This is a genomic window from Frateuria sp. GZRe12 (assembly GCF_051900535.1).
Lineage (GTDB): Bacteria > Pseudomonadota > Gammaproteobacteria > Xanthomonadales > Rhodanobacteraceae > Frateuria_A.
Window position 1 is genome coordinate 214,760 of sequence record NZ_JBHZGI010000006.1, and the last position, 20,584, is coordinate 235,343.

At 66.9% G+C, this 20,584-nt stretch carries 16 protein-coding genes and 1 pseudogene; 2 read left to right on the forward strand and 15 right to left on the reverse strand.

What is annotated here, in order from left to right; genetic code table 11:
- Positions 1-50 precede the first annotated feature (50 nt).
- The 8 genes from ACFWZ4_RS14270 to ACFWZ4_RS14305 all read right to left on the reverse strand — a co-directional run bounded on the left by ACFWZ4_RS14270 (position 51) and on the right by ACFWZ4_RS14305 (position 9,653).
- Positions 51-662, reverse strand: a complete 612-nt coding sequence (locus tag ACFWZ4_RS14270; RefSeq protein WP_439705334.1) for a sulfotransferase family protein — start codon at positions 660-662, stop codon at positions 51-53.
- 251 nt (positions 663-913) lie between these two features.
- Positions 914-1,756 carry a hypothetical protein gene (locus ACFWZ4_RS14275; RefSeq protein ID WP_439705335.1) on the reverse strand — a complete coding sequence of 281 codons (843 nt, stop codon included), beginning with the start codon at positions 1,754-1,756 and terminating at the stop codon, positions 914-916.
- Between the two features lie 52 nt (positions 1,757-1,808).
- Positions 1,809-3,320 (reverse strand): lipopolysaccharide biosynthesis protein, encoded by a 1,512-nt coding sequence (locus tag ACFWZ4_RS14280; protein WP_439705336.1) that lies wholly within the window; start codon positions 3,318-3,320, stop codon positions 1,809-1,811.
- Positions 3,321-3,445: 125 nt separating this feature from the next.
- Entirely contained in the window at positions 3,446-4,438 is a 993-nt protein-coding gene (locus ACFWZ4_RS14285) for a glycosyltransferase family 2 protein (protein ID WP_439705337.1), read from the reverse strand.
- Between the two features lie 249 nt (positions 4,439-4,687).
- A complete protein-coding gene (locus tag ACFWZ4_RS14290) occupies positions 4,688-5,380 on the reverse strand; it encodes a sulfotransferase family 2 domain-containing protein (protein WP_439705338.1) in 693 nt (230 codons plus the stop codon).
- Between the two features lie 237 nt (positions 5,381-5,617).
- Entirely contained in the window at positions 5,618-6,418 is an 801-nt protein-coding gene (locus ACFWZ4_RS14295) for a glycosyltransferase family 2 protein (protein ID WP_439705339.1), read from the reverse strand.
- Positions 6,419-6,644: 226 nt separating this feature from the next.
- Positions 6,645-7,829 (reverse strand): right-handed parallel beta-helix repeat-containing protein, encoded by a 1,185-nt coding sequence (locus ACFWZ4_RS14300; RefSeq protein WP_439705340.1) that lies wholly within the window; start codon positions 7,827-7,829, stop codon positions 6,645-6,647.
- 372 nt (positions 7,830-8,201) lie between these two features.
- Complete coding sequence (locus ACFWZ4_RS14305; protein ID WP_439705341.1) at positions 8,202-9,653, reverse strand: tyrosinase family protein; 1,452 nt, start codon at positions 9,651-9,653, stop codon at positions 8,202-8,204.
- A gap of 540 nt (positions 9,654-10,193) precedes the next feature.
- Between ACFWZ4_RS14305 and ACFWZ4_RS14310 the strand changes: the two genes are divergently transcribed.
- Complete coding sequence (locus tag ACFWZ4_RS14310) at positions 10,194-11,288, forward strand: right-handed parallel beta-helix repeat-containing protein (protein WP_439705342.1); 1,095 nt, start codon at positions 10,194-10,196, stop codon at positions 11,286-11,288.
- A 403-nt stretch (positions 11,289-11,691) separates the two neighbouring features.
- The gene (locus ACFWZ4_RS14315; RefSeq protein WP_439705343.1) at positions 11,692-12,843 is read left to right on the forward strand and encodes a right-handed parallel beta-helix repeat-containing protein; all 1,152 of its coding nucleotides are present in this window, start codon (positions 11,692-11,694) and stop codon (positions 12,841-12,843) included.
- A 226-nt stretch (positions 12,844-13,069) separates the two neighbouring features.
- Here ACFWZ4_RS14315 and ACFWZ4_RS14320 read toward each other — a convergent pair whose 3' ends face one another.
- From ACFWZ4_RS14320 to ACFWZ4_RS14350, 7 genes and pseudogenes are all read right to left on the reverse strand, one after another.
- Positions 13,070-14,239: a glycosyltransferase family 4 protein gene (locus tag ACFWZ4_RS14320; RefSeq protein ID WP_439705344.1), complete on the reverse strand. Its 1,170-nt coding sequence runs from the start codon at positions 14,237-14,239 to the stop codon at positions 13,070-13,072.
- Positions 14,240-14,264: 25 nt separating this feature from the next.
- The gene (locus ACFWZ4_RS14325) at positions 14,265-15,365 is read right to left on the reverse strand and encodes a right-handed parallel beta-helix repeat-containing protein (RefSeq protein ID WP_439705345.1); all 1,101 of its coding nucleotides are present in this window, start codon (positions 15,363-15,365) and stop codon (positions 14,265-14,267) included.
- Positions 15,362-16,816, reverse strand: coding sequence for an asparagine synthase-related protein (locus tag ACFWZ4_RS14330; protein ID WP_439705346.1), 1,455 nt, complete (start codon positions 16,814-16,816; stop codon positions 15,362-15,364). Before ACFWZ4_RS14330 ends, ACFWZ4_RS14325 begins: the two co-directional genes overlap by 4 nt.
- A 196-nt stretch (positions 16,817-17,012) precedes the next feature.
- Positions 17,013-18,074, reverse strand: coding sequence for an EpsG family protein (locus tag ACFWZ4_RS14335; RefSeq protein WP_439705347.1), 1,062 nt, complete (start codon positions 18,072-18,074; stop codon positions 17,013-17,015).
- A 2-nt stretch (positions 18,075-18,076) separates the two neighbouring features.
- Complete coding sequence (locus ACFWZ4_RS14340; protein ID WP_439705348.1) at positions 18,077-18,982, reverse strand: glycosyltransferase family 2 protein; 906 nt, start codon at positions 18,980-18,982, stop codon at positions 18,077-18,079.
- Between the two features lie 13 nt (positions 18,983-18,995).
- Entirely contained in the window at positions 18,996-20,213 is a 1,218-nt protein-coding gene (locus ACFWZ4_RS14345) for a polysaccharide pyruvyl transferase family protein (RefSeq protein ID WP_439705349.1), read from the reverse strand.
- 153 nt (positions 20,214-20,366) lie between these two features.
- Positions 20,367-20,584: pseudogene (locus ACFWZ4_RS14350) on the reverse strand (hypothetical protein); the annotation flags it as partial.

Sequence of the window (20,584 nt, forward strand, 5' to 3'; positions counted from 1 at the left end):
GACACGGCTTCCAGCCGCCGCGCGGCCCTGCCGCGCGCGACGGATGAGGGTCAGGCGAGGTGCACGCCCATGTGCGCGAGTTGCGCCTTGCCCTTCTTCAGGAGCTTCGCGACCAGGGCGCGATCGCCGGCCTTGTTGGCGTGCGGGAACGCGATGGCGGGGATGGGCTTGCCCAGGAACGGGGCCAGCTTTTCCCAACCGTCACCCTTGGCCAGCTCCATCACCAGCAGGTCGTCCGGACGATCGCGGAAGTATTCCAGCACCTCGCGGTTGTGCGTCTCGTAGCGGCGGACGTAGACCTCCTCGTTGCCCTGCGGGCAGCCGTGGGTGTCGCCGTAGATCCACTTGCGCATCGCCGTCTCGCGCTCGCCGAAATGCTTGAGCTGGCTGCGCATCCACGACTCGGTGCTGCGCACGGTCAGCACGAACTTGCTGCCCGGGTAGCGCGCGTCCAGCTCCTTGTAGAGGATCGGCCAGGGGTTGTCCTGGAACGCGTCGTACTTCTCGACCAGTTCCCAGGCCATCGGACGCACCCGGTTGGCGATGTCCGGATCCCTCACCCCGTTCGGCCCGGTCACCCGGTAGCCAAGCACTTGCAGCGCCTCGGCGAGACTGGTGGTACCGGTCTTGTGGAAACCGATGCAGAAAACTTTGGCCGTCACCTTGGGATCCTCCTTGTGTGCGGTACCGGGTACGCGCGTTGTTATGTGCGACGGCTACGCGTCATGCACGTCGTTGCGGGTGTTCGGGTGTCCCGGCCGCCTTCGCAACGGATGCGAGGATGCCGGCACTCCCAATGGGTTGCAGTTGCCTGGTCTTCGGCCGCAACGCTGCAGACGTTGCCATCCGTGCCGTCGCAACCGGGTGAATGGTCGGGCTCCCTGGTGACGCCCGGATGCCCGGCCGGCTTCGGTCAGGCGTAGCCGAACTTCGCCATGTGCTCGCCGCAGGTGCGCTCGATGATCGACAGGTTCCGCTTGCCGAAGAATGCCTCGGTGGAAAGGGAGCGGTAGCCGTGGTGGGCCGGCCGCCGGGCCAGCCTTTTGCTGACATCGGCCCGGAGCTCGAGGCCGAGCAGGTCGGCCAGGTCCGCGATGAAGGCCGCCCGGTCTTCGAGGAAATCCTCGTAGCGCACCAGATGCACCGGCGTGCCCGCGGCGAAGTACGCGTCGACCCCGCGGGTCCAGCGCTGCGCCAGGCGGCCGATGTAGTTCGCGCGCCCGTCCAGGCCGAGCCCGCGACCGTCAAGGATCGCGCGCCAGCCGCCTTCGCGGGCGAGCGTGCGTTTCTCGGCCGGGCCCAGGTGCTCGAGGTCGCCGCGCATGTGCAGCCGGTCGAGGATGCTGCGGATGTTCTCCCGCGGATCGCGCACGATGAACACCTGCGGCGACTCCGGGAACACCTGCTGCAGCTCCCGGTAGAGGAAGGCGAAGTCGGGATCCTTCACGATCTGCGCGGAGAAGTAGGCCGGGTACTTGCGCACGAAGGCATCCAGCCGCAGGTTTCCCTCCAGCACGTCCGGCAGCAGGAAGCCGTCGCCGTCGCTGCGCAGCACGCGCCAGAATGGATCGTTGCTGAGCGAAAGGCCGGTCGCCTCGGCCAGCAGCGCCGCGATGGCGGTGGTGCCCGACTTGGGGCTTCCGCCGAAGATGACGGGACTGGGGAAAACCGCCGCGGTGCGGTGGCGGCAGTAGCGGACGAGGTCCGCCCCTGCCTGACGCAACGGTCGCGACACGCGAAGCCATGTTCCCTGCATGGTGCCCTCCTTGCCCTTGGATCCGGGGCTCGCGGCATGCCGCGAAACGCCCTCAACGCTTGCGCGAGCGCAACTCCTCCAGCACCGACATCAGATCCCGCATGTGCGCCCGCCCGGACGCATCAGCGAGCCACGCACCGAAGTAGAGGCCGCCGTAGATCAGCGCGTCGAGGAACACCCAGCGCGCCGGCAACTCGCCGGTCGCCGAATGGATGCCCCACAGCACGAGTGCGGCGCCGATGGACGTGGCGGCCGGCCGCGCCAGCGTCTTGGCCGTGGTCCACAGGTCCACCGGCGTGCCGCGGTAGGCGTTGTTCAGCCAGGGAACGACCAGCAGCACGCGGGTGGCGCTGAAGGACAGCGCGATGCCCAGCGCGCCCCAGGGCAGGCCGATGAAGAACGCCGCCACGGTGATCGGCGTGGAGATGCCCTGCCAGAACAGCCGGCGATCGGTGCGGCCCAGCGAGGTATAGACCCAGTTGCCTGCGATGTTGAAGGTGCCGATGAACGCGGCGATGCCCAGCGCCTGGAACAGCGGCACGGTGGGTAACCACTTCGGTCCCAGCGCAAGCTCGATGACCTGGCGCGCATCCACCTGCAGGAAGCACACGATCGGCATGCCGACGAATACGATCGCGCCCAGCGCCCGGTAGTAGAACCGGCAGAATCGCTTGGGCTGGTGCTGCAGGCGGCTCAGCGCCGGCAGCATGACCGAGGAGAGCGGCGCGTTGATCTGCTGGATCGGCAGCAGCAGCATGCGGTAGGCCAGCGTGTAGAAACCCAGCGCGGCATCGGAGATGTAGCGGCCGATGAGCACGTTGTCGACGTTGCGGTTGGCGAAGTTGAGGATGCTCGATGCGCTCTGGTTCGCGCCGAGCTTGACCATCGGCCGCACGCCGCTGCGGCGTCGCGGCAACCCCGGCACCCAGCGGCAGAAGCCGTAGAGCATCGCCAGCGTGACCAGCGCCATGGTGTATTGCTGCACGACGAATGCCCAGTAGCCGGCGCCCAGCCAGGCGGCGAAGACGGCGGCGGCGAAGCCGGCCACCAGCGCCACCAGGTCGCCGCTCACCTTCTGCGTGAAGCGCATCTGCCGTTGCAGCAACGCGCGGTGTTGCACGCCCAGACTGCTGATCAGCACCACGCCGGCCATGGCCAGGCCGAGGGCCAGCACGCGCGGATCCTTGTAGAACCACGCCATCGCGGGACTGAGTCCGGCAACGAGCGCGGCGGCGGTGAGTCCCAGCAGCGCATTGAGCCAGAACAGCGTGCTGACCTGGCCATGGTTGATCTCGGCCTGCTGCACGGTCGCCAGCGACAGTCCACCGGTCTGGATGGTCGTGATGAAGCCGGTGAGCGCGATGGTCTTGCCGTAGACGCCGAAATCCTCCGGCAACAGCAGCCGCGCGAGCACCGCCATGCCGCCGACCTGCAGCAACAGACGGGCCGCCTGGCTGGAAACGGTCACCGCCGCACCCCGCACGCTGCGCTTGCGCAGGTCCTGGTGCAGGTGTTCCGTTTCGAACAGGGCGTGGTGGGCGGCGCTTACGTTCGTGTCTGTCATGGGTGGTGAATCAGAGGCGGGCTCGACCGTAGGCCGGGGTCGCGAACGTTGGAGGGGACGGCGTGAATCGGCCGTATAGCGACGGTACCGGGACGACTGATCGCCGTTGCGCCGCATCGAAAGTCCTATCGTTGCGCGATGCGTCGATACACCGAACTGGTGCCGGCCTTGATGCGCGAGGAAATCCGGATGCCGAGGAACGAGGCCAGCAGCGCGCTGCGGGCGTTGTAGCCGCGGTTGTGGAAGCCGAACTCGCGCGCCTTGGCGCTCCACTTCGCGCCCGACGCGCTGTCGCCGTAGGCGTAGGCCACCCACGCGGTCTTGCAGCAGAGGCGACCGAGGGCGAACCGCTCGTCCTGTCCGTTGCCGCCGGAGAGCCGGGACCGCACCCAGCCCTCGATCTGCTCGAACACCACGTCGGCCGCGTACATCACGTCCTTGATCTGCGCCTTGGTCACGCGGTGGGGCGAGTCGTGCTGCCAGTAGACACCGTTGCCCTGGCTGGAGATCGCCACCTTCAGGCCGCGGATGAGCGCGCGGATCATCAGCTCGCCGTCCTGGTCCTTGCGCAGCCGCTCGTCCCACGCGCCGATCGAGCGAATGGCGTCGGTGCGCCAGGCGATGCAGCAGGGCGGGAAGAACGCGTGCATGACCCAATGGAAGATCCGCTCGCCGTTGTCCAGCGCGGGCGGCTGGCGCAGCATCCCGCGCTCGCGACCTTCGCCGTCGTACACCCACGGGCCGATCGCCACGTCCGCGTGCTCGCGCTCCATCGCGTCGACCAGTCCGGCCAGCAGGCCGTTCTCCACATAGTCGTCCGAGTCCAGGAACATCACGTAATCGGTGTCCACCTGGGCCAGGCCCAGGTTGCGCGCACGCGGCGCGCCGCCGTTCTGCTGCAGCGAGAAAAGCCGCGCCCCGGTGGCCTGCACGACCTTGCCCGTGCCGTCGAGCACGCCGTCCTCGACCACGATGACGTTGCGCTCGGCAACGCCCTCGGCGATCGCCGAACGTATCGTCCGCTCGACCCAGCGCTCGGAACGGTACGCGGGCACCACCACGCTGAGGTTCATGCTCGCCTCTTGCCGGTTGCCGTGTTTGCGGTCGATCGGATCCATCTGGCCAAGCCCTTCAAGTCGTTCGGATTGCAGGCCGGCCGCGCTGTCGCAAGCGGCAGGCGACGCCCGCGGTCGCCCTGCGCGAGGGCGCCCGCGCGACCTGTTTTGCCTGCCGGATGATTGAGGTTTTGCCGTGAAATCGCCGTTCAAGAACCGCAAGCACGCGGAGTTCCGGCGTACAGGCATGCGCCCTCTCCCCCTCGGGGAGAGGCCGCACGGGCTTTCTGGCGAGGCCGTTTCGCGGCGATTTCAGTAGTGATAGCCCAGCAACCGCAGTTCATCGCCGAAGGTCTTGTCCACCCAGCTGCGCTCCTCCTCGCCCAGCACTTCGCGGTAGCCGCGGTTGTCGCTGCGGTGCTTGGCCTTGGCGTGCGGCAATTGCAGCGGCTCGGGCAGGCCGATGATCCGGCGGACCTCTTCCAGCTCGTCGGCGATCGACTCGAAGCGGCAGATGCGATCGACCGCCACCTTGCCGCCGAGCGTGTACACATCGAAGCCGCGGTGCTTGAGCATCATTGCCCGGGGGGTGCGGATGAAGCTGGACATCGGCGGGCGCGGCTCGGAGCGGTTGCACCAGTAGTAGTGCGAGATGAGCCGGTCGTAGGGATTGCGCTCGAAGCAGAACTTGAAATAGCCGTTCCACGCATCCCGACCGATGTACTCGCGCACTTCGCGCCCGGTCATGTGGTTGTAGAAGCGCAGCTTGCGCTTGCCCTTGAGCGCCAGCTTCGCCACATCGCGCACGCCGTACTCGTACCAGGGCGCCAGGTAGTTCTGCGCACCGCGGTAGCCCAGCGAGCGGCGGGTTTCCTCGTCGACCGGCGAGATCGGCGTGATGATGTCCTCCGGACCGCAGAACTTCGACAACGCGATCTCGATCGACGTGCCGGCCGTCTTGTTGGTCTTGAGGAAAATGAACTTGTGCTTGTGGGAAACGATCATGGCAGTCTTCCTAACTTGCCCGCAGGAACCGAGTGGCCGCGCGGCGGCGCAGGCGCGCGGCAATGCCCGGACATTCTTTCGACAGGAACGTGGACGAAGTGTCTGCGTGGCGCGCGAGGCGGAGTCGCCCGGGCTCGCCCGACGTGCACTGCGCCCTTGCCGGAGCCCACGCGTGGCGATGCGCTTCACCGCGCCGGCAAGGCGTCGCCCCCACGGGGGGCGCTGCATGGAACGCGTTCAGGCGGGGGCGTGAGTGCGGCCGCGCAGGGTGCGCGCGACGGTGCGGCGCATCTTGTTGACCAGGCCGACGGTGCTGGCGAAGACATACTCATGCCTGCTGAGCAGGCCCTGCCGCACCAGCTTGCGGCGCAAGTCGCGCCGGCCGCGGTGGATCGCGTCGAAGTCGTCGCTCAAGCCCACCTCGCCGTCTTCGCGGCGGTTCCAGATGGCCAGCACCTGGTCGATCTTGGCGCAGCGGTAGCCGGACAGCACGATCTGCGACCACAGCAGGTAGTCTTCCGAGCGGCGGAATTCCTCGTCGAAGCGGAACGGGAGATCCCGTCGCAGGACGACCGAGGCGGTCGGGAAAGGATTGCGCACCAGCAGGGTTCCACGCCCCACGATGTCCACGCCTACCGGCGTCTGCGGCGTCGGCAGCACCGTTCCGCGCGGGCGCACCAGCATCTGGTGCGCGATGAGCGCGATCTCCGGATCGGCTTCCAGCGCGGCCATCTGCAGCTCCAGCTTGCGCGGACCCCAGGTGTCGTCGGCGTCGAGGAAGGCGATGTAGGGTTGCTCGGCCTGTTGCCAGCCGGTGTTGCGCGCGTGTGAGGGCCCGCGGTTGGCGGGAAGCGCGATCACCTTGACCCAGTCGGTGCCGTAGGCGGATGCGACGCGGTGCAACGCCTCGAGCGTATCGTCGCCGCTGGCGTCCTCCACCAGCAGCACCTCGGCCGGACGCAACGTCTGGGCGGCGATCGAGGCGACGGCGTCGTCGATGGTCGCCGTGCAGCGGAAGCAGGGAACCACCACGCTCACCGGTGCCAGCGCCCTCGAAGGAGTGACCCGGCTCCGTGCGCCCCCTTCCAGGACGGCTTGAGCTTCATGCCCATTATTCATGACCGACCTCGACCGTTCGGAAATTTAACGACCTAGGATTGACCGGACCGGATCAATGCATCGTCAATGCCCTGGCGGGCGATCGACCGGCGAAAAAAAAGGGGCAGCCATGAGGCTGCCCCGGAGAGTACCCAGCTGGTAATGCTTAGCGGGTGTAGGTGTTGTACTTGGCGTTCGAGTAAATGTTGTCGTGGACCGTGATGTTGTACGAGCCCGCGCTGAACTGGATGTCGCGGCTCAGCGAACCGCCTTCCTTGGTCGCGGACATGTAGCGGGTGCTGTTGTACTTGAGCGTGTTGCCGGTGATCAGCCAGTCGTGCGACTTGCCGCTCGGGCGCACGCCCGCCAGGCCGTTCTCGGTCATGAAGTTGCCGGTGACGGTGACGTAAGGGGCACCGATGCCCATCACGCCGAAACCGTAGTTGCCCTTCATCGTGTTGCCGACGATGGCGATGTCGGCGATGTTGGCGTGCAGCTCGATACCGTTGCCGTGGTTGTCGGCGAAGGTGTTGTTTTCCAGGCGGATCGCGTTGGTCTCGCCCTCGGTCATCGGCTCGATGTCGATGCCCGCCTCCGGCAGCGTGCCGTTGGTGCCCTGGAAGGTGCTGTTGACGATGTAGACGTGCTGCGACGGGCCGATCGACAGGCCCTGGCGGCGGTTGTTGCTCGACACGATGCCGTCGACGGTCACGTAGTCCGAACGCACGTGCACCTTGTTGACGTCCTTGGCGCCGATCCACACGCCGTCGCCCCAGAAGTTGGAGATGTTGACGTTCTTCAGCACGACGTTGGTCGAGGCGGTGACGTTGATGCCGTAACCCCACTCACCGGTGTCGCCCAGATGCTTGGTGCGGTCGCCGATCAGGTTGCCGCCGACCACGCGCACGTCGGTGGCGTTGTAGACCTGGATCACCATGTAGCGGCTGGCGCTGGTCGGGATCACTTCCAGGGTGGCGGCCGGGTCCATCTTCAGGCGGGTGTGCGAACGCAGCTTGATCGGCTTGGTGGCGTTGACCATGTAGTGGCCAGCCGGCACGAAAACGGTGCCGCCGCTGATCGGCAACGAGTCGACGGCGGCCTGGATGGCGGCGGTGTCGTCATGCACGCCGTCGCCCAGGGCGCCCTTGGTGCGCACGTCGACGGTCATGGTCTTGCCGATGACCGGCTTGGGCATCGCGGTCCACCAGTCGGCGGCGAACGAGGGCGCGGCGACCGCGGAGAGGGCCAGCGCGGCGAACGCCAGCATCAACGGCTTCTTCACGAAGTTCTTCGCGGTGACGGAGGTGCGGCCGGCGACGGCAAGCTGCTGATTCTTAACGGAAGTGTTCATGTTCAACGGGATCTCGGGTCTTTTGTCGGGTAGCACTTCGTCACGCGAAGCTCACGCAAAAAATGCGCGATCGTCACGTACCTAAGCAAGCTCGACAGAGGACCCCAAGTGAACAAAACATGATCACGTTGGCAAAACATGCCCGGACGGCCCAAAAGCCTGTCGCGACAGGCGAGACCCGCATCACACACAAGGGCTGCAGGGCACACAGACAGGCGCCTGCCAGCTTTGGTGAAAATCCCTCCGGTCGCGCGTTGCACGCCACCGGAAACCTCGTGGCACGAGGCGTCCGCCACACACGACAAGGGCGCCGTATCGCTACGGCGCCCTTGGCAGGCCGGCACGAACCGGCCGATGCGTCACATCCGATGGCTAGTTATCGGCCTCCACCCTCAACGACTTGAGGTGGATCGTGTGGCCCTTGGCCGGATGGGCTCGGCCGTTCGCCCGCACGAAGGAGATGCTGAGCTTGTCCAGGTCGGCGGGCCAGATGCCGCGGAGCGCCTCGCTCAACGGGAAGACGAAGCGCACTTCCGGCTTGCCGGCCCCATGCATGTCCTGCATGCCTTGCATTCCCTTGCCCTGCATGGCCGCCTGCATCTGCGCCACGCCGATCTCGAAGGAGCCCAGCATGCCGAGCAGGTACTTGCGCTCGGGCTGGTTCACGCCCGCCTGCTCCGGAAGGTTGACGAACACCTTGTAGAAATACCCGCCCTTGGCGCCCAGCCCGGTGAGCTGCACGCCATCGAGCACCAGCCGCAGCGGATCGGCCTTGGCCGCGGCCTGCGTACCGGTCGATTGCAGCAGCAGCGAACGCACCTGGCCGGCGTCCTGGGCCGTGAGCGCCACGTCCACGGTGACGGAGTGTTCGTCCAGCACCAGTGGCTCCGATGCGCCCAGCGACGTCGTCCGCACGCTCGCCGGCCGCAGCGGCGCCGTACGCGGGGACGAGAACGACGACAGCGAGGTGGCGCGTACCGTCGACGTGGAGGTGCTCGGCGGCGGCTCGGCGGGCGGCAGCGCGGCGGGCATGGTCTCGTTTTCGTACACGTAGAACATGTACCGGGACGGGTTCCTTGCCCACACGCGGGGCACCTCGTCCACCGCGTCGCCGTACTGGAGCGAGCCCTGCCAGTAGTTCTGGTAGGCCCTGGGCATGTGGCGTCCGTTGCCGGCCTCGAACCAGGCCAGCCACAACCGGTCGATGTTGGCGTGGTGGACCCAGAACAGCGGGTCCCGGGGTGAAATGATGATGTCGCCCATCGCCCCGCCGATGAGGTTGTGCACCGGGTTGTGCGGTGCGGTTTCCAGTTTCGCCTCGAATGCGTTGCCGCTGCCGCGCTGGAAATTGACCACATCGTCGGCGAACGGATCCAGGCTCAGCGCCTCGGTGACATCGTCGCCCGTCCGCTCTTTGCGCCACAGCGGCGAGGTGGTGTCCAGGAACTCCGGCGGGACCTGCGGATGGGTGTAGTAGTCCCAGTACGGAAGCACCATGTCGGGAATGCCCGAAACGGCGCGCAGGTTTTCCTCGAAGCGATACAGCAATCCACGGTGCCAGGCGAGGAAGTACGGGCTGCGGTGGGGACAGAAATTGACGTGGACGTCCACCCAGTAACCCCAGTTCGCGGGCGTGGTGGTGCCGCGGTTGTCCCGCATGGCGCCGATCGCGGCGACGAAAGGTTCGTACAGGGGGCCGGTGCAGAACGTGTCCCAACTGGGCCGGGTGCGCACGACCGTGTCGGCGGACCTGACCACGCTCGGCAGGAGCGGCAACAGGGCAAGGGAAGCGGACGACTGAAGAAAGCGCCTTCTTGAAATCATGGTGGGTCCTCCATGGGGCTAGCGGGTCTCGAGGGATCAACGCGCCCGGATTGCCCGGCACGGAAGTGGGGACGAGACCTCAAGCGGGATTACAGACTTTCGGCGCGGCGGGGCTGTTCCGGCGGCCGCTTTTTGAAGGTGCCGTCCTAGGCACCTATTCAGTGAATAGCGGGGCACGTCAACCGGAGGTATAGGAAGCGCCGCGTTCCTGCATACGCGCGCGCGCAGGCACCCGTGTGCCTGCCATTTTCACCGACGGAAAACCCTCGCAGGGCCGGTCATCGCGGTCGTTCCCGATCTAATTGCACGAGCGCGCCGATCCAGCCTCATCGGTCGCGAGGCCCCATGCACCAACGATCCGGCGTGCACCAGCCCGCTCCACTTCCATGAACCGAACCCAATGGTCGAGCTTGTTAGTCCCGTGAAGGACTTGCATCTTCCGCGTCGCTTCCATGTGACGAGCGAGTCAACCTCCTGATGATGAATCAACACGACACCCAGTCCTCGGCCAAGCCGGGCACCACCAAGCGGAATTTCTCCATGAAAAAGAACTTGATGATCGCTATCGCTTCGCTGACGCTGTCTGCCGTGGCACTTCCTGCTGCCGCTTCCAACTGGTGGGACGCGACGCCGAACATTTCGATCGGCTCGTCCTCCGTCAACGTCAAGAACAAGGGCGCGCTGGGCAACGGTTCGCATGACGACACCGCCGCGATCCAGTCCGCCATCAACTCGCTGCCGAGCAGCGGCGGCACCGTCGTCGTCCCGGCTGGCCGCTACATGATCAACGCGCTCAAGCCGCTCACCCTGCACTCGCACACGCGCCTGCAGCTGGACTCCGGTGCGGAGCTCAAGGTGATCCCCAACGGCGCCAGCCGCTACTGGGTGGTCAAGGTGTTCGAGGTCAACAACGTCGAGATCGTCGGCGGCAAGATCACCGGCGACCGGGCCAACCACAAGGGCAATACCGGCGAATGGGGCTACGGCATCAACATTTCCGGGTCCAGCAACGTGCTGGTGCGCAATGTGAACATCTCCGAGTTCTGGGGCGATGGCATGTGGATCGGCGCGGTCAAGTCCGGCGGCAAGCTGACCCGCTCCAACTACGTGACGGTCAACAACGTCACTTCCTCGCATAACCGCCGCCAGGGCCTGTCGATCGGTCCGTCCCAGCACGTCTACATCGTCAACAGCACCTTCAAGAACACCCAGGGCACGCTGCCCGAAGCGGGCATGGATCTCGAGCCGCAGGACCAGGGCCCGGTGGACACCGTCCGCCTGGAGAACAACACCTTCTCCGGCAACGCCGGCAACGGCATCGAGCTGCACTACAACGTCTCGAACGTGACCATCACGGGCAACACGCTCAGCGGCAACGATGGCTTCGGCTCGCTGGCCATCGGCCCGGGGCAATTGAACATCAACAACAACTACGCCACCAAGAACGGCCTGGCCGGCGTGGGCATGAGCGGCCAGACGCACAACTCGTCCGTGAGCGGCAACAAGCTCCAGTACAACAGCACGCACTACATGTCGCCGAGCAGTTCCGGCGGTTCGGACAGCCGTGACATCCAGATCGGCAAGAAGACCTCCTCGATCTCCGTTTCCGGCAACCAGCTCACGCCCAACAAGTAAGGGCCAGCCGGCCGGGATGGCCTTTGCAGAGAAAGCGCCGGGCAGCGATGCCCGGCGCTTTTTTTTGCCTTGAGGGGGGGGAGCCCCTCGGAACCGCAGGTGCGGTGTTACCCGCAGCTTCGCTTGCCTTCCGCACCGGGTGAACGAGCAGGTGGCGCGGCAGGGCTGGAACACCATCAAGGGCACGTGCACAGGGTTCGCCCCGAAGGATCGCCTCCTGCTCCCGCCATCGCCTTTAACGCATTGATTGCATAAGTAAAACGAAATGATTACGAGAGCGTCACTGACCCCTTCCGAGCCGGTGCAATTTTCATGAACAGCACCCAATGGTCGAGCTTGTTAGGGTCCGTGAAGGTCATGCATGGTGCACGTCACTTTCACGTGACGAGAGGGTCAACTCCTGATGATGAATTTGCACGACACCCAGTCCTCCGCGAAGAAGACCGCCAAGCGCTCGCTTCTTGCCAAGCCTCTGGTGATCGCCGCTTCGCTGGCACTGTCTGCCGTGGCACTTCCTGCTGCTGCTGCTTCCTGGTGGGACGCCACCCCGAACATTTCGATCGGGTCGCGGACCGTCAACGTCAAGAATATGGGTGCCCGCGGCAATGGTTCGCACGACGACACCGCCGCCATCCAGAAAGCCATCGATTCCCTGCCCAACAGCGGCGGCACGGTCGTCATTCCGGCCGGGCGCTACATGGTCAACGCACTCAAGCCGCTCAAGCTGCACTCGCATACCCGCCTGCAGCTCGATTCGAACGCCGAGCTTCGCGTGATTCCCAACGGCGCCAGCCGCTACCACGTGGTCAAGGTCTTCAACGTCAGCAACGTCGAGATCGTCGGCGGCAAGATCACCGGTGACCGCGCCAAGCACAAGGGGAACACGGGCGAGTGGGGCTACGGCATCAACATCTCCGGCTCCGACCACGTCCTGGTGAAGAACGTGAAGCTCTCCGAATTCTGGGGTGACGGCATGTGGGTCGGCGCGACCGGCAAGAACAGCCGGCTGGACCGTTCCAACTACGTGACCATCAACAACGTGACCTCCTCGCACAACCGCCGCCAGGGCATGTCGATCGGTCCGGTGCAGCATCTCTACATCGTCAACAGCACCTTCAAGGACACCAAGGGCACGCTGCCCGAGGCCGGCATCGACTTCGAGCCGCAGGAGCAGGGTCCGGTCGACACCGTCCGCCTGGAGAACAACGTCATCTCCGGCAACAACGGCAACGGCATCGAGATGCACGCCCACGTCTCGAACGTGACCTTCGCGGGCAATACCTTCGCCGGCAATCGCGGGTTCGGCCTGATGTCGATCAATGCACACCACATGCAGCTCAACGGCAACCACGCCACGAAGAACGGCCTGGCGGGCCTGCGCATGAGCGCGAAGACCCACAACGTGACGATCAGCAACAACAAGCTGCAGTACAACAGCACGCGCTACATGTCGGCGACCAGCGCCGGCGGTGGCACCAGCCGCGACATCCAGATCGGCAAGAAGACCTACTCGATCAGCCAGTCCAACAACACGCTTTCGCCCAAGCGGAAGTAAACCGCGCCGCGGGCGGCCGCCAGGCTGCCGCGTGAACGCACGACCTAGCGCCGGGGCAGCCACGCTGCCCCGGCGCTTTTTTCTTTGGCTGTTCGCCAGTTGGCGAAGCTACTCGCGGATGCCCATTTTCCAGCAGCACCCTGGGTGCGACCGCGGAGCTTCGTTCACACATGGCGGTCGCGCCCAAGGGCGCTCCTGCACAAGAACGAAGCTCGTGCGAGGCGCCCTACGACGCCGAGCCGGCCAGCGAACCACCGGGCATGTCCGTGCCCAGCAGGCGCTCGTAGACGTCCAGCGTGCGCTGGATCACCGCGCGCTCGTCGAATTCGCCGAGCGCCTTCTCGCGCGCCTTCGCACCGAGGCGCGCCAGCAGTTCGCGGTCGTCGTCCAGCCGCGCGACGAGCGCGGCCAGTGCGCTGGCATTACGCGGCGGTACCACCAGGCCGTCCATGCCGTGCCGCGTGACCACTTCGCGGCAGCCGGGCTGGTCGGTGGTAATCAACGCAAGTCCGGCCGCCGCACCTTCGATCAGGCTCTTGGGCACGCCCTCGCGGTAATAGCTGGGCAGCGCCATCACGTCGATGGTGGAAAGCAGCGCGGGCATGTCCTCGACGTGGCCGAGCCAGGTGATCACGCCCTCCTCGGCCCAGCGTCCCACCTGCTCGTCGCTCACCGAACGCGGGTTGCCCGGGTCGGGCGCGCCGGCCAGCACGAACTCGATGTCGCGGCCCTGTGCCTTGAGCTGGCGGGCGGCCTCGACGTACTCGCCGATGCCCTTCTCCCACAATAGGCGAGCGGCCAGCAGCACACGCAGCCGCCCGTCGCGGCCGGACATCGAACTGGGGCGGAAGCGCGAGGTGTCCACGCCGGAACTGCGGATCACGTGGATGCGCTCGCGCGCCACCAGCCGCGAGCGGCGGAAGATCTCCGCGTCATCCGGGTTCTGCAGGATCAGCAGCGAGCGGCGATGGTCGAGCGTGCCGCGCATCATGGCCTGCACCATCGGCCGCAGGCAGCGGGCCTTCAGATCATTGCTGGTGAACACGTAGCCCATCCCGGCCACCGCGTTGACGGTGGCCGGCACGCCGGCCATGCGCGCCGCGGCGCCGCCATAGACGGCGCACTTGACGGTGAAGTTGTGCAGCAGGTCCGGCTTCTCGCGGCGCAGGATGCGCACCAGGTGGCGCAGCGTCACCGCCTCGCGCAGCGGGTTGAGGCTCGCGCGGTCCATCGGCAGGGTGATCCAGCGGAAACCGCGCGCGGCGAAGCGCCCGCCGAACGGGCCGGGCGGGGACAGCATCACCACGTCGTGGCCGTCGGCCTGCAGCCGCTGCGCGGTCGACAGACGGAAGTTGTAGAGATACCAGTCGGTGTTGGCGTAGAAGACGAATTTCATCATGGATCCCTTTGCTGTTCCGCTCCTAGAAAACGTTGCCCGACACGGTCACGTTGGACGTTTTCTCGCCGATGTGCAGCTGCGCCTCGTGCGAACCGCCGGCCCGGCCCGGAGCCATCGACTTGAGCGCACGGCGCAGCGAATGCGCGCTGTTGGACGATAGGGTGTTGTCGGTGACTTTCACGTCGCTGGTGACGCCGGCGAGCTTGACCCCGTTCAGGCCGTTGCCGGTGATGGTGTTGCTGTCCACCCACAGGTCGGTCATGCGCGCAGCCAGCACGCCGTAACCGGCGTTGTCGCGGATGGTGCAGCGGCGGATCACCACGCCGGACACGTTGTGGTGGATCTCCACTCCGGCGCCCTTGTTGCCGGTCATCGTGCAACCCTGGATCAGCACGTCCTTGACGTCGCCCTGCCCCATCGGCTCCAGGTCGATGCCCGACTGCGGCTTGGTGCCGTTGGTGTCGCTGAAGGTGCTGTCCAGGATGCGCACGCGCTGGCACGGACCCAGCGACAGGCCCTGGCGGCGGTTGTTGGTGCACACCACGTTCTGCACGGTGACGTCGGTGGAGATATCGGCCTTGGCGCCGCGGCCGAACGCGCCGATCCACATGCCGTCGCCCCAGCAGTCGGAAATGTGCGTGCCATCGACAAGCACGTTGTGCGAGGCCTGGATGTTGATGCCGTAGCCCCATTCGCCCTTGTCGCCGCGGTGCTGGTCGCGCTCGCCGACCACGCGGCCGCCGACGATCTGCACGTTGTCCACCCGCCACACGCGGATGACGTGGTAGCGCTTGAGCGTGTTGGGAAGCGCGGTCAGCTGGGCGTCCGGCGCCATCTCGAGGCGGATGTTCGAGCGCAGGCTGATCGCGCGCGCGGCGTCGATCATGTAGTTGCCAGCCGGCACCCGCACGGTGCCGCCAGTGGCGGCGATGGCGTCGATGGCGGCCTGGATCGCGGTGGTGTCGTCGGTCTTGCCGTCACCGCGCGCGCCCTTGGTGCGCACGTCGATCTGGTTGGCGGCCGCCGTGGCGATGCGCGGCAGCGCCGGCAACAGCGCCACTCCCGCCAACGCCAGGGTGCGTTGCAGGAACAGGCGGCGTGCGCTGGCGTCGGGCCCGGTCATGCGTCGGGCCTCTGCGCCGGTGCGTCGGCGCGGCTGAGCAGCCACGGCAGCACCACGGCCAGCAGGTAGAACTTGGAGGCGAAGAACTTGTTGCCCATGCGGCCGCGGTAGTCCTCCAGCCAGCGCGCGGCGCCCGGCACCAGGTCGCGCGCCTCCACGGCGAAGGCGTGTACTTGCTCGAAGCGCTCCGCGGCCAGCCCGCACAGGTCGAAGCGGAAGCAGCCCTTGGCCCGCACGTATGGCAGCTCGCCGAAGCGGCGGGCGATGTGCTTGCGCACCAGCGGCTTGTTGTGGCCTTCGCGGTCGATCAACTGCGCGTCGGGCACCTCGCGGTAGACCCATTCGGCCAGCTGCGGATCGCAGAACGGATAGGCCTGGCGCAGGCCGAGCGCGCTGGTGGTGTACTGCCCCTTGGGAAAGCCCGCGCCGGCCTCGACGATCGCCAGCGTGACGCGCTTGCGCGCTTCGATGGTGCGGGCATTGGCAAGTTCCTCCTGGAACACGCGCAGGCGCTGGCGCGACTGCGACGCCACCGGGCGGCCTAGCAGGCGGTCGACTTCCGCATCGCTGAAGCGCGAGCCGGGGAAATAGCGCTCGAACGGGTCCATGCCCAGCGTCGCCAGCACGAAACAGGCGACGAAGCTGCGGCTGACCGGGCCGGCCTCGAACAGTTTTGCCGGCACCGGCAGATCCCTTGCCATGCGGAACAGCGCGCTCTTGCGCGCATCCACCGGCGTGCCGAAATAGATGTCCGAGCCCAGCCCGTCGATGACGCCGTCGCCGCCCGCCCCGGCGATCTCGGTGGTGAGATCGGCATAGGACAGCATGGCGAAGTCGGCCGACAGCAGCGGCAGGCGCGGCACCATCGCCAGGTAGCGGTCGTAGGCGCGCGCCGGTTTGCACACCAGTGCTTCGTGGCGAAGGCCGAGCTGGCGAGCGACCGCGCGGGCGGACTCGACCTCGTCCTCCTCGCGCCCGCCCAGGTAGGTCAGGCACGTGGTGTCCGGCCGGGCCTCGGCGACCGCGATCGCCAGCGAGCTGGAATCCTTGCCGCCGCTCTGCAGCATCCACGGCGCATGCATGCCGGCGGTGGAGCGCGTGACCGCCTCGCACAGCAGCCGATGGTAGGTTTGCAGCAGCGAGTCCTCGTCCGCGACCTGCTCGGTCGGCCGCTTCGGCGCCGGCGAGGAACGGAACGGGAAGCGGTATTCGGGTGCCGCATGCAGATCCAGTTCCGGATCGAAGCCGATCACTGCCACCCTTACATCCCGATAGATCGTATGCGGCGGGTACACGAACGCATTGCGCAGCACGTCGGCGACAGACACCGGGTCGATCGGCCTGCCGCCGGCCTGCCCCGACAACGGCGCGAAATCCGCGTCGTACCGGTACGGCGAAGCCTGGAGCTTGATGCGGGGATCTGCATCCTGCACGGCGGTGGCGGTGGACATGGTGGCTTCCTTTGCAGACGCCTTGGGCTGGCGTGGAATGACTGGCGCGGACATCGGGGCGCGTCTTACGGCAGCGGCCCGCGATGCGCGCGCGCGTTTACAGATAGCAATCGAAATGCAGGCGACGGGTGAAGCGCGGCGGTCGCGGCCGACGGCCGGGCGGTGCACGCGCGCTTCGGGCTCGGCGGAAGGCGGTTCACAGCACCACGCCATGGGTGACGTAGTAGCAGAACACGCCACCCGCACCGACCAGCCCCATGCGCAGCACGACCGGGTTGCGCAACGGCGAGAAGCGGCAGTCGCAGCAGATCGCAGCCAGGATCAACGACACCGACAGCCACGCCGGCAACAGGTAGCGGTTGGAGAAGTTGCCCCAGCCCACCGCGAAGAACGGCAGCATCAGCACCAGGTAGATCGCGGTGCTCTGGTTGATGCGCTCGCGCACCGGCTCGCGCACGAACGGCGCGACCACCCACGGCAGCACGTACCAGAACAGCGAGAACACCGCGAAGTCCAGGCGCACGCCGGCCTTGTACGAGGAACTGGCGTCATAGGCCATCACCATGGTGTAGACCGCTGGCACCAGCGCCCGCACCAGCACCATGGTCACGCCGCTGCAGTAGGCCAGGAACGCCAGGATGCCGGCCACGCGCAACAGCTTGGTATTGAGCAGCAGCACCGGCGCGAAGAACAGGTAGAGCAGCGCCGAGTAGTGGAACCCGGTCGCCAGCAGGCCCCACAGGATGAACGCGCGCCACTGGCGCTGGTAGAACGCCAGCAGCGCGGTGAAAACCAGCAACGAGGAGAGGCCCTGGCGCATCACGTTGATCGTCGCGTTGGACATCACCGGCGAGATGAACAGGAACAGCAGCGAGGCGGCCAGGAAGGTCGTGTAGCCGGTCTCGCTCTCCAGGAACGTGTGGTAACGGCGGGTGGCCACCAGCGCGGTCCACATCATCACCAGGAACATCACGCCCTCGTAGCCCGTGAAGCTCATGCCGGAGGCGGCCAGGATCACGCTCAGGTAGTAGAAGACCGGCTCGAAGCGGCTGTCCGTTTCGCCATGGTGCTGGAGGCTTTCGAAGAAGCTGGCATAGACCGAGGTGTCCGTGCCGATGTTGCCGCGCGTAGCGACGGCGAAGGTGACCACCACGATTACCGCCGCCACCAGCATCAGCCCGAGCAGCACGCGGGCATTGGTGTTGGTCGGACTGTCGGAATACGCGAGGGGCTGGTCCATGGTGCTGGTGGTGTTCATCGTCAGCTCGCCTGGTCGGCATGGGCGGCACGCGTGCCGGTGGAGCGCGTGCCTGCGGAGAACCGGCGCGCGTAGGTGATGGCGCGCCGGCGCGCGTAGCGGGCCACGCCCAGCACGGCGGCCACGCGCATGCGCGCGCCGCCGATCAGGCCCTGCTCGTGGAGCGTGCGGCGAACGTCGATCGCCGCGGCATACATCGCCTCCATGTCGCCGCTCAGGCCGCCTGCGCCGAACGGCGGCTTGTGCCAGGACGCCAGCACAGGCTCGATCCGCGCGCAGCGGTAGCCGGAGAGCAGGATCTGCGCCCAAAGCATGAAGTCCTCTGCGCGTCGGCGGCGTTCGTCGAAGCGGAATGGAAGGTCGCGCCGAAGCAGCATCGAGGCGGTGGGAAACGGGCTGCCCATCAGCGGCAGGCGGTTGGGCAGCACGCGTACAGCGACCGGACGGCGCACCGGCGGCGGCGGGTCGGTGCGAGCCTGCACGTTCATGGCGTGCGCCAGCAGGGCGATGCCCGGATCGCCCGCAAGCACGTGCATCTGGATGGCCAGCTTTTCCGGATGCCAGGTGTCGTCGGCGTCGAGGAAAGCGATGTATGGCTGGCGAGCGTGCTCCCAGCCGTGGTTGCGCGCCGCGCTGGGCCCGCCGTTGCGCGCCAGCGTGAATACACGCACCCAGCCATCCGGGTATTCGGCGGCCACCTGGTAGAGGCGCTCGAGCGTGCCGTCGCCGCTGCAGTCGTCGACCAGCAGCACTTCGGCCGGTGGCAGTTGCTGCGCGGCGACCGAGGCCACCGCCGGGCCGATGGTATCGACGCAGCGGTAGCAGGGCACCACCACGCTTACCGGTGCCACCTTGCTGTCGGGCGCGAGTCCCGGACGCGCCGGGTTGTCTTCGGTCAGAGTCTGCATGGGAGCTCCGGGGTCAGCACAGGCAGTCATGGATGCGGGCGGCGGCCGCGCGCGCGGCCCCCTGCCATTCGGCGGTGCGCTTCTCGAGCAGGCTGCGCAGCGTGTCCTCGCGTTGCACCAGGTGCTCGAGCGCCTCGCGCAACGTGGTCGAGGAAAGGTTGCGCGCCTGCAGCACCATTTCCTGGTTGCCGAACATGTCGCGGTTGATGCCGCAGGCCTTGACGCTGTAGGCGATCGACACGGTGGGCACGCCGCTGGAGAGCGCCGAGATCACCGGATGCGCGCGCGCCCCGATGAAGAAACGCAGGTAGCTGATGACGTACTTGGTCTGCACTGCGTTGAAGTCGTTGGGCATCATCTTGACGCAATCGCCCAGGTCGGCCAGCCGCGCCAGCAACGGCTCCATGTAGGCCGCGTCGCCACCGCGCGGGTCTTCGCGCAGCGGGTCGGCGTGCGGGATCAGCAGCACGCCCAGCTGGTGTTCCTTGACCGCATGGCGGATGAAGGCGGCGAGTTCCGCGTGCAGGTCCTTGTCCTGGCGCTTGTGCCGCTCGATCAGCCGGCTCACGTTGAGGCCCAGCACGTGGCCCTCGCCGCGCGGCCAGAACGGCGCCAGGTCGACCGGCTCCTTGCCGAGCATGAACGAGGGCTCCGCCATGCGGATCACGTTGCGCAGGCCCAGCTTGTGGACCAGGTAGTCGTGGCTCATCGACTCGCCGGCCGCCACGAAATGCATGCGCGCCAGGTGGCGCGTGACCGGCTCGACGAACTCGGGCTCGCGCTCGAACGGGCCGACCGAGGCGCCCCAGAGCATCACCGGCTTGCCCATGTCCATGGCCCAACCGTCCACGCTCATGATCGGCGAGGGAATGCGGTAGTCGAGCGAATAGTTGTCGCCCCCCACGGCCAGCACCGCGTCGACCGATTCGAGCTGGCGACGCAGCCAGCGCGGCATGGGGAAGGGCCATCCGGCGCGCTTGATCAGCGGCAGCGGCAGGCTCTGCAGTTGCACCCAGTAGCGCGACGGCGGCGGCAGGTAGGCGCGCACGAGGCGCACGCCGTCATCGGCGGCATTCGGCCACTGCTCGCTGTCGCGCGCGATGTTGACCGAGGGCACGAGCACCTCGACGTCGCCGAATTGTTCCTTCAGCAGGGCGACCGTACTGCGCACGATGGCCTCGCAACCTCGATTGCGAAACGTGCGCTGTCCGGAGAGGTAGAAGCGTTTCACGTGAGCGTCCTGGCGTGGATTCGAGGGATCACCGGGTTGGACGCGAACTGCGTCCGATCCAGCGGAGGCGCGGGTCGGCATCGTCCCGATACCGTTTCGACTGGCGGCAATCGCCCGTCGGCCGCGGCTGGCGCGGCCAGCGGACGATGCTTCTCAGGCCGTGGCTGCCGGCCGGAGAATGGCCACCGAGGGCACCGGAACCGATGCGAGCGAACGCCCGCGCCCGATGCCGTAATAAGCCAGCCCCGCCTCCTCCACCTGCGCCGGGTCGTACAGGTTGCGTCCGTCGAAGATCGCCGGGTCCTTCAACGCGCCGCGGATGCGCGCGAAGTCCGGCGCGCGGAACGCCTTCCACTCGGTCACGATCGCCA

What these genes read in the sequence shown, in the direction of transcription:
- ACFWZ4_RS14340 (WP_439705348.1), bottom strand. Translation starts at nt 18,982, where the DNA reads ATGCAGACTCTGACCGAAGACAACCCGGCGCGTCCGGGACTCGCGCCC.
- ACFWZ4_RS14285 (WP_439705337.1), bottom strand. Translation starts at nt 4,438, where the DNA reads ATGGATCCGATCGACCGCAAACACGGCAACCGGCAAGAGGCGAGCATG.
- ACFWZ4_RS14315 (WP_439705343.1), top strand. Translation starts at nt 11,692, where the DNA reads ATGATGAATTTGCACGACACCCAGTCCTCCGCGAAGAAGACCGCCAAG.
- ACFWZ4_RS14330 (WP_439705346.1), bottom strand. Translation starts at nt 16,816, where the DNA reads ATGTCCACCGCCACCGCCGTGCAGGATGCAGATCCCCGCATCAAGCTC.
- ACFWZ4_RS14320 (WP_439705344.1), bottom strand. Translation starts at nt 14,239, where the DNA reads ATGAAATTCGTCTTCTACGCCAACACCGACTGGTATCTCTACAACTTC.
- ACFWZ4_RS14335 (WP_439705347.1), bottom strand. Translation starts at nt 18,074, where the DNA reads ATGAACACCACCAGCACCATGGACCAGCCCCTCGCGTATTCCGACAGT.
- ACFWZ4_RS14305 (WP_439705341.1), bottom strand. Translation starts at nt 9,653, where the DNA reads ATGATTTCAAGAAGGCGCTTTCTTCAGTCGTCCGCTTCCCTTGCCCTG.
- ACFWZ4_RS14300 (WP_439705340.1), bottom strand. Translation starts at nt 7,829, where the DNA reads ATGAACACTTCCGTTAAGAATCAGCAGCTTGCCGTCGCCGGCCGCACC.
- ACFWZ4_RS14325 (WP_439705345.1), bottom strand. Translation starts at nt 15,365, where the DNA reads ATGACCGGGCCCGACGCCAGCGCACGCCGCCTGTTCCTGCAACGCACC.
- ACFWZ4_RS14280 (WP_439705336.1), bottom strand. Translation starts at nt 3,320, where the DNA reads ATGACAGACACGAACGTAAGCGCCGCCCACCACGCCCTGTTCGAAACG.
- ACFWZ4_RS14310 (WP_439705342.1), top strand. Translation starts at nt 10,194, where the DNA reads ATGAAAAAGAACTTGATGATCGCTATCGCTTCGCTGACGCTGTCTGCC.
- ACFWZ4_RS14290 (WP_439705338.1), bottom strand. Translation starts at nt 5,380, where the DNA reads ATGATCGTTTCCCACAAGCACAAGTTCATTTTCCTCAAGACCAACAAG.
- ACFWZ4_RS14275 (WP_439705335.1), bottom strand. Translation starts at nt 1,756, where the DNA reads ATGCAGGGAACATGGCTTCGCGTGTCGCGACCGTTGCGTCAGGCAGGG.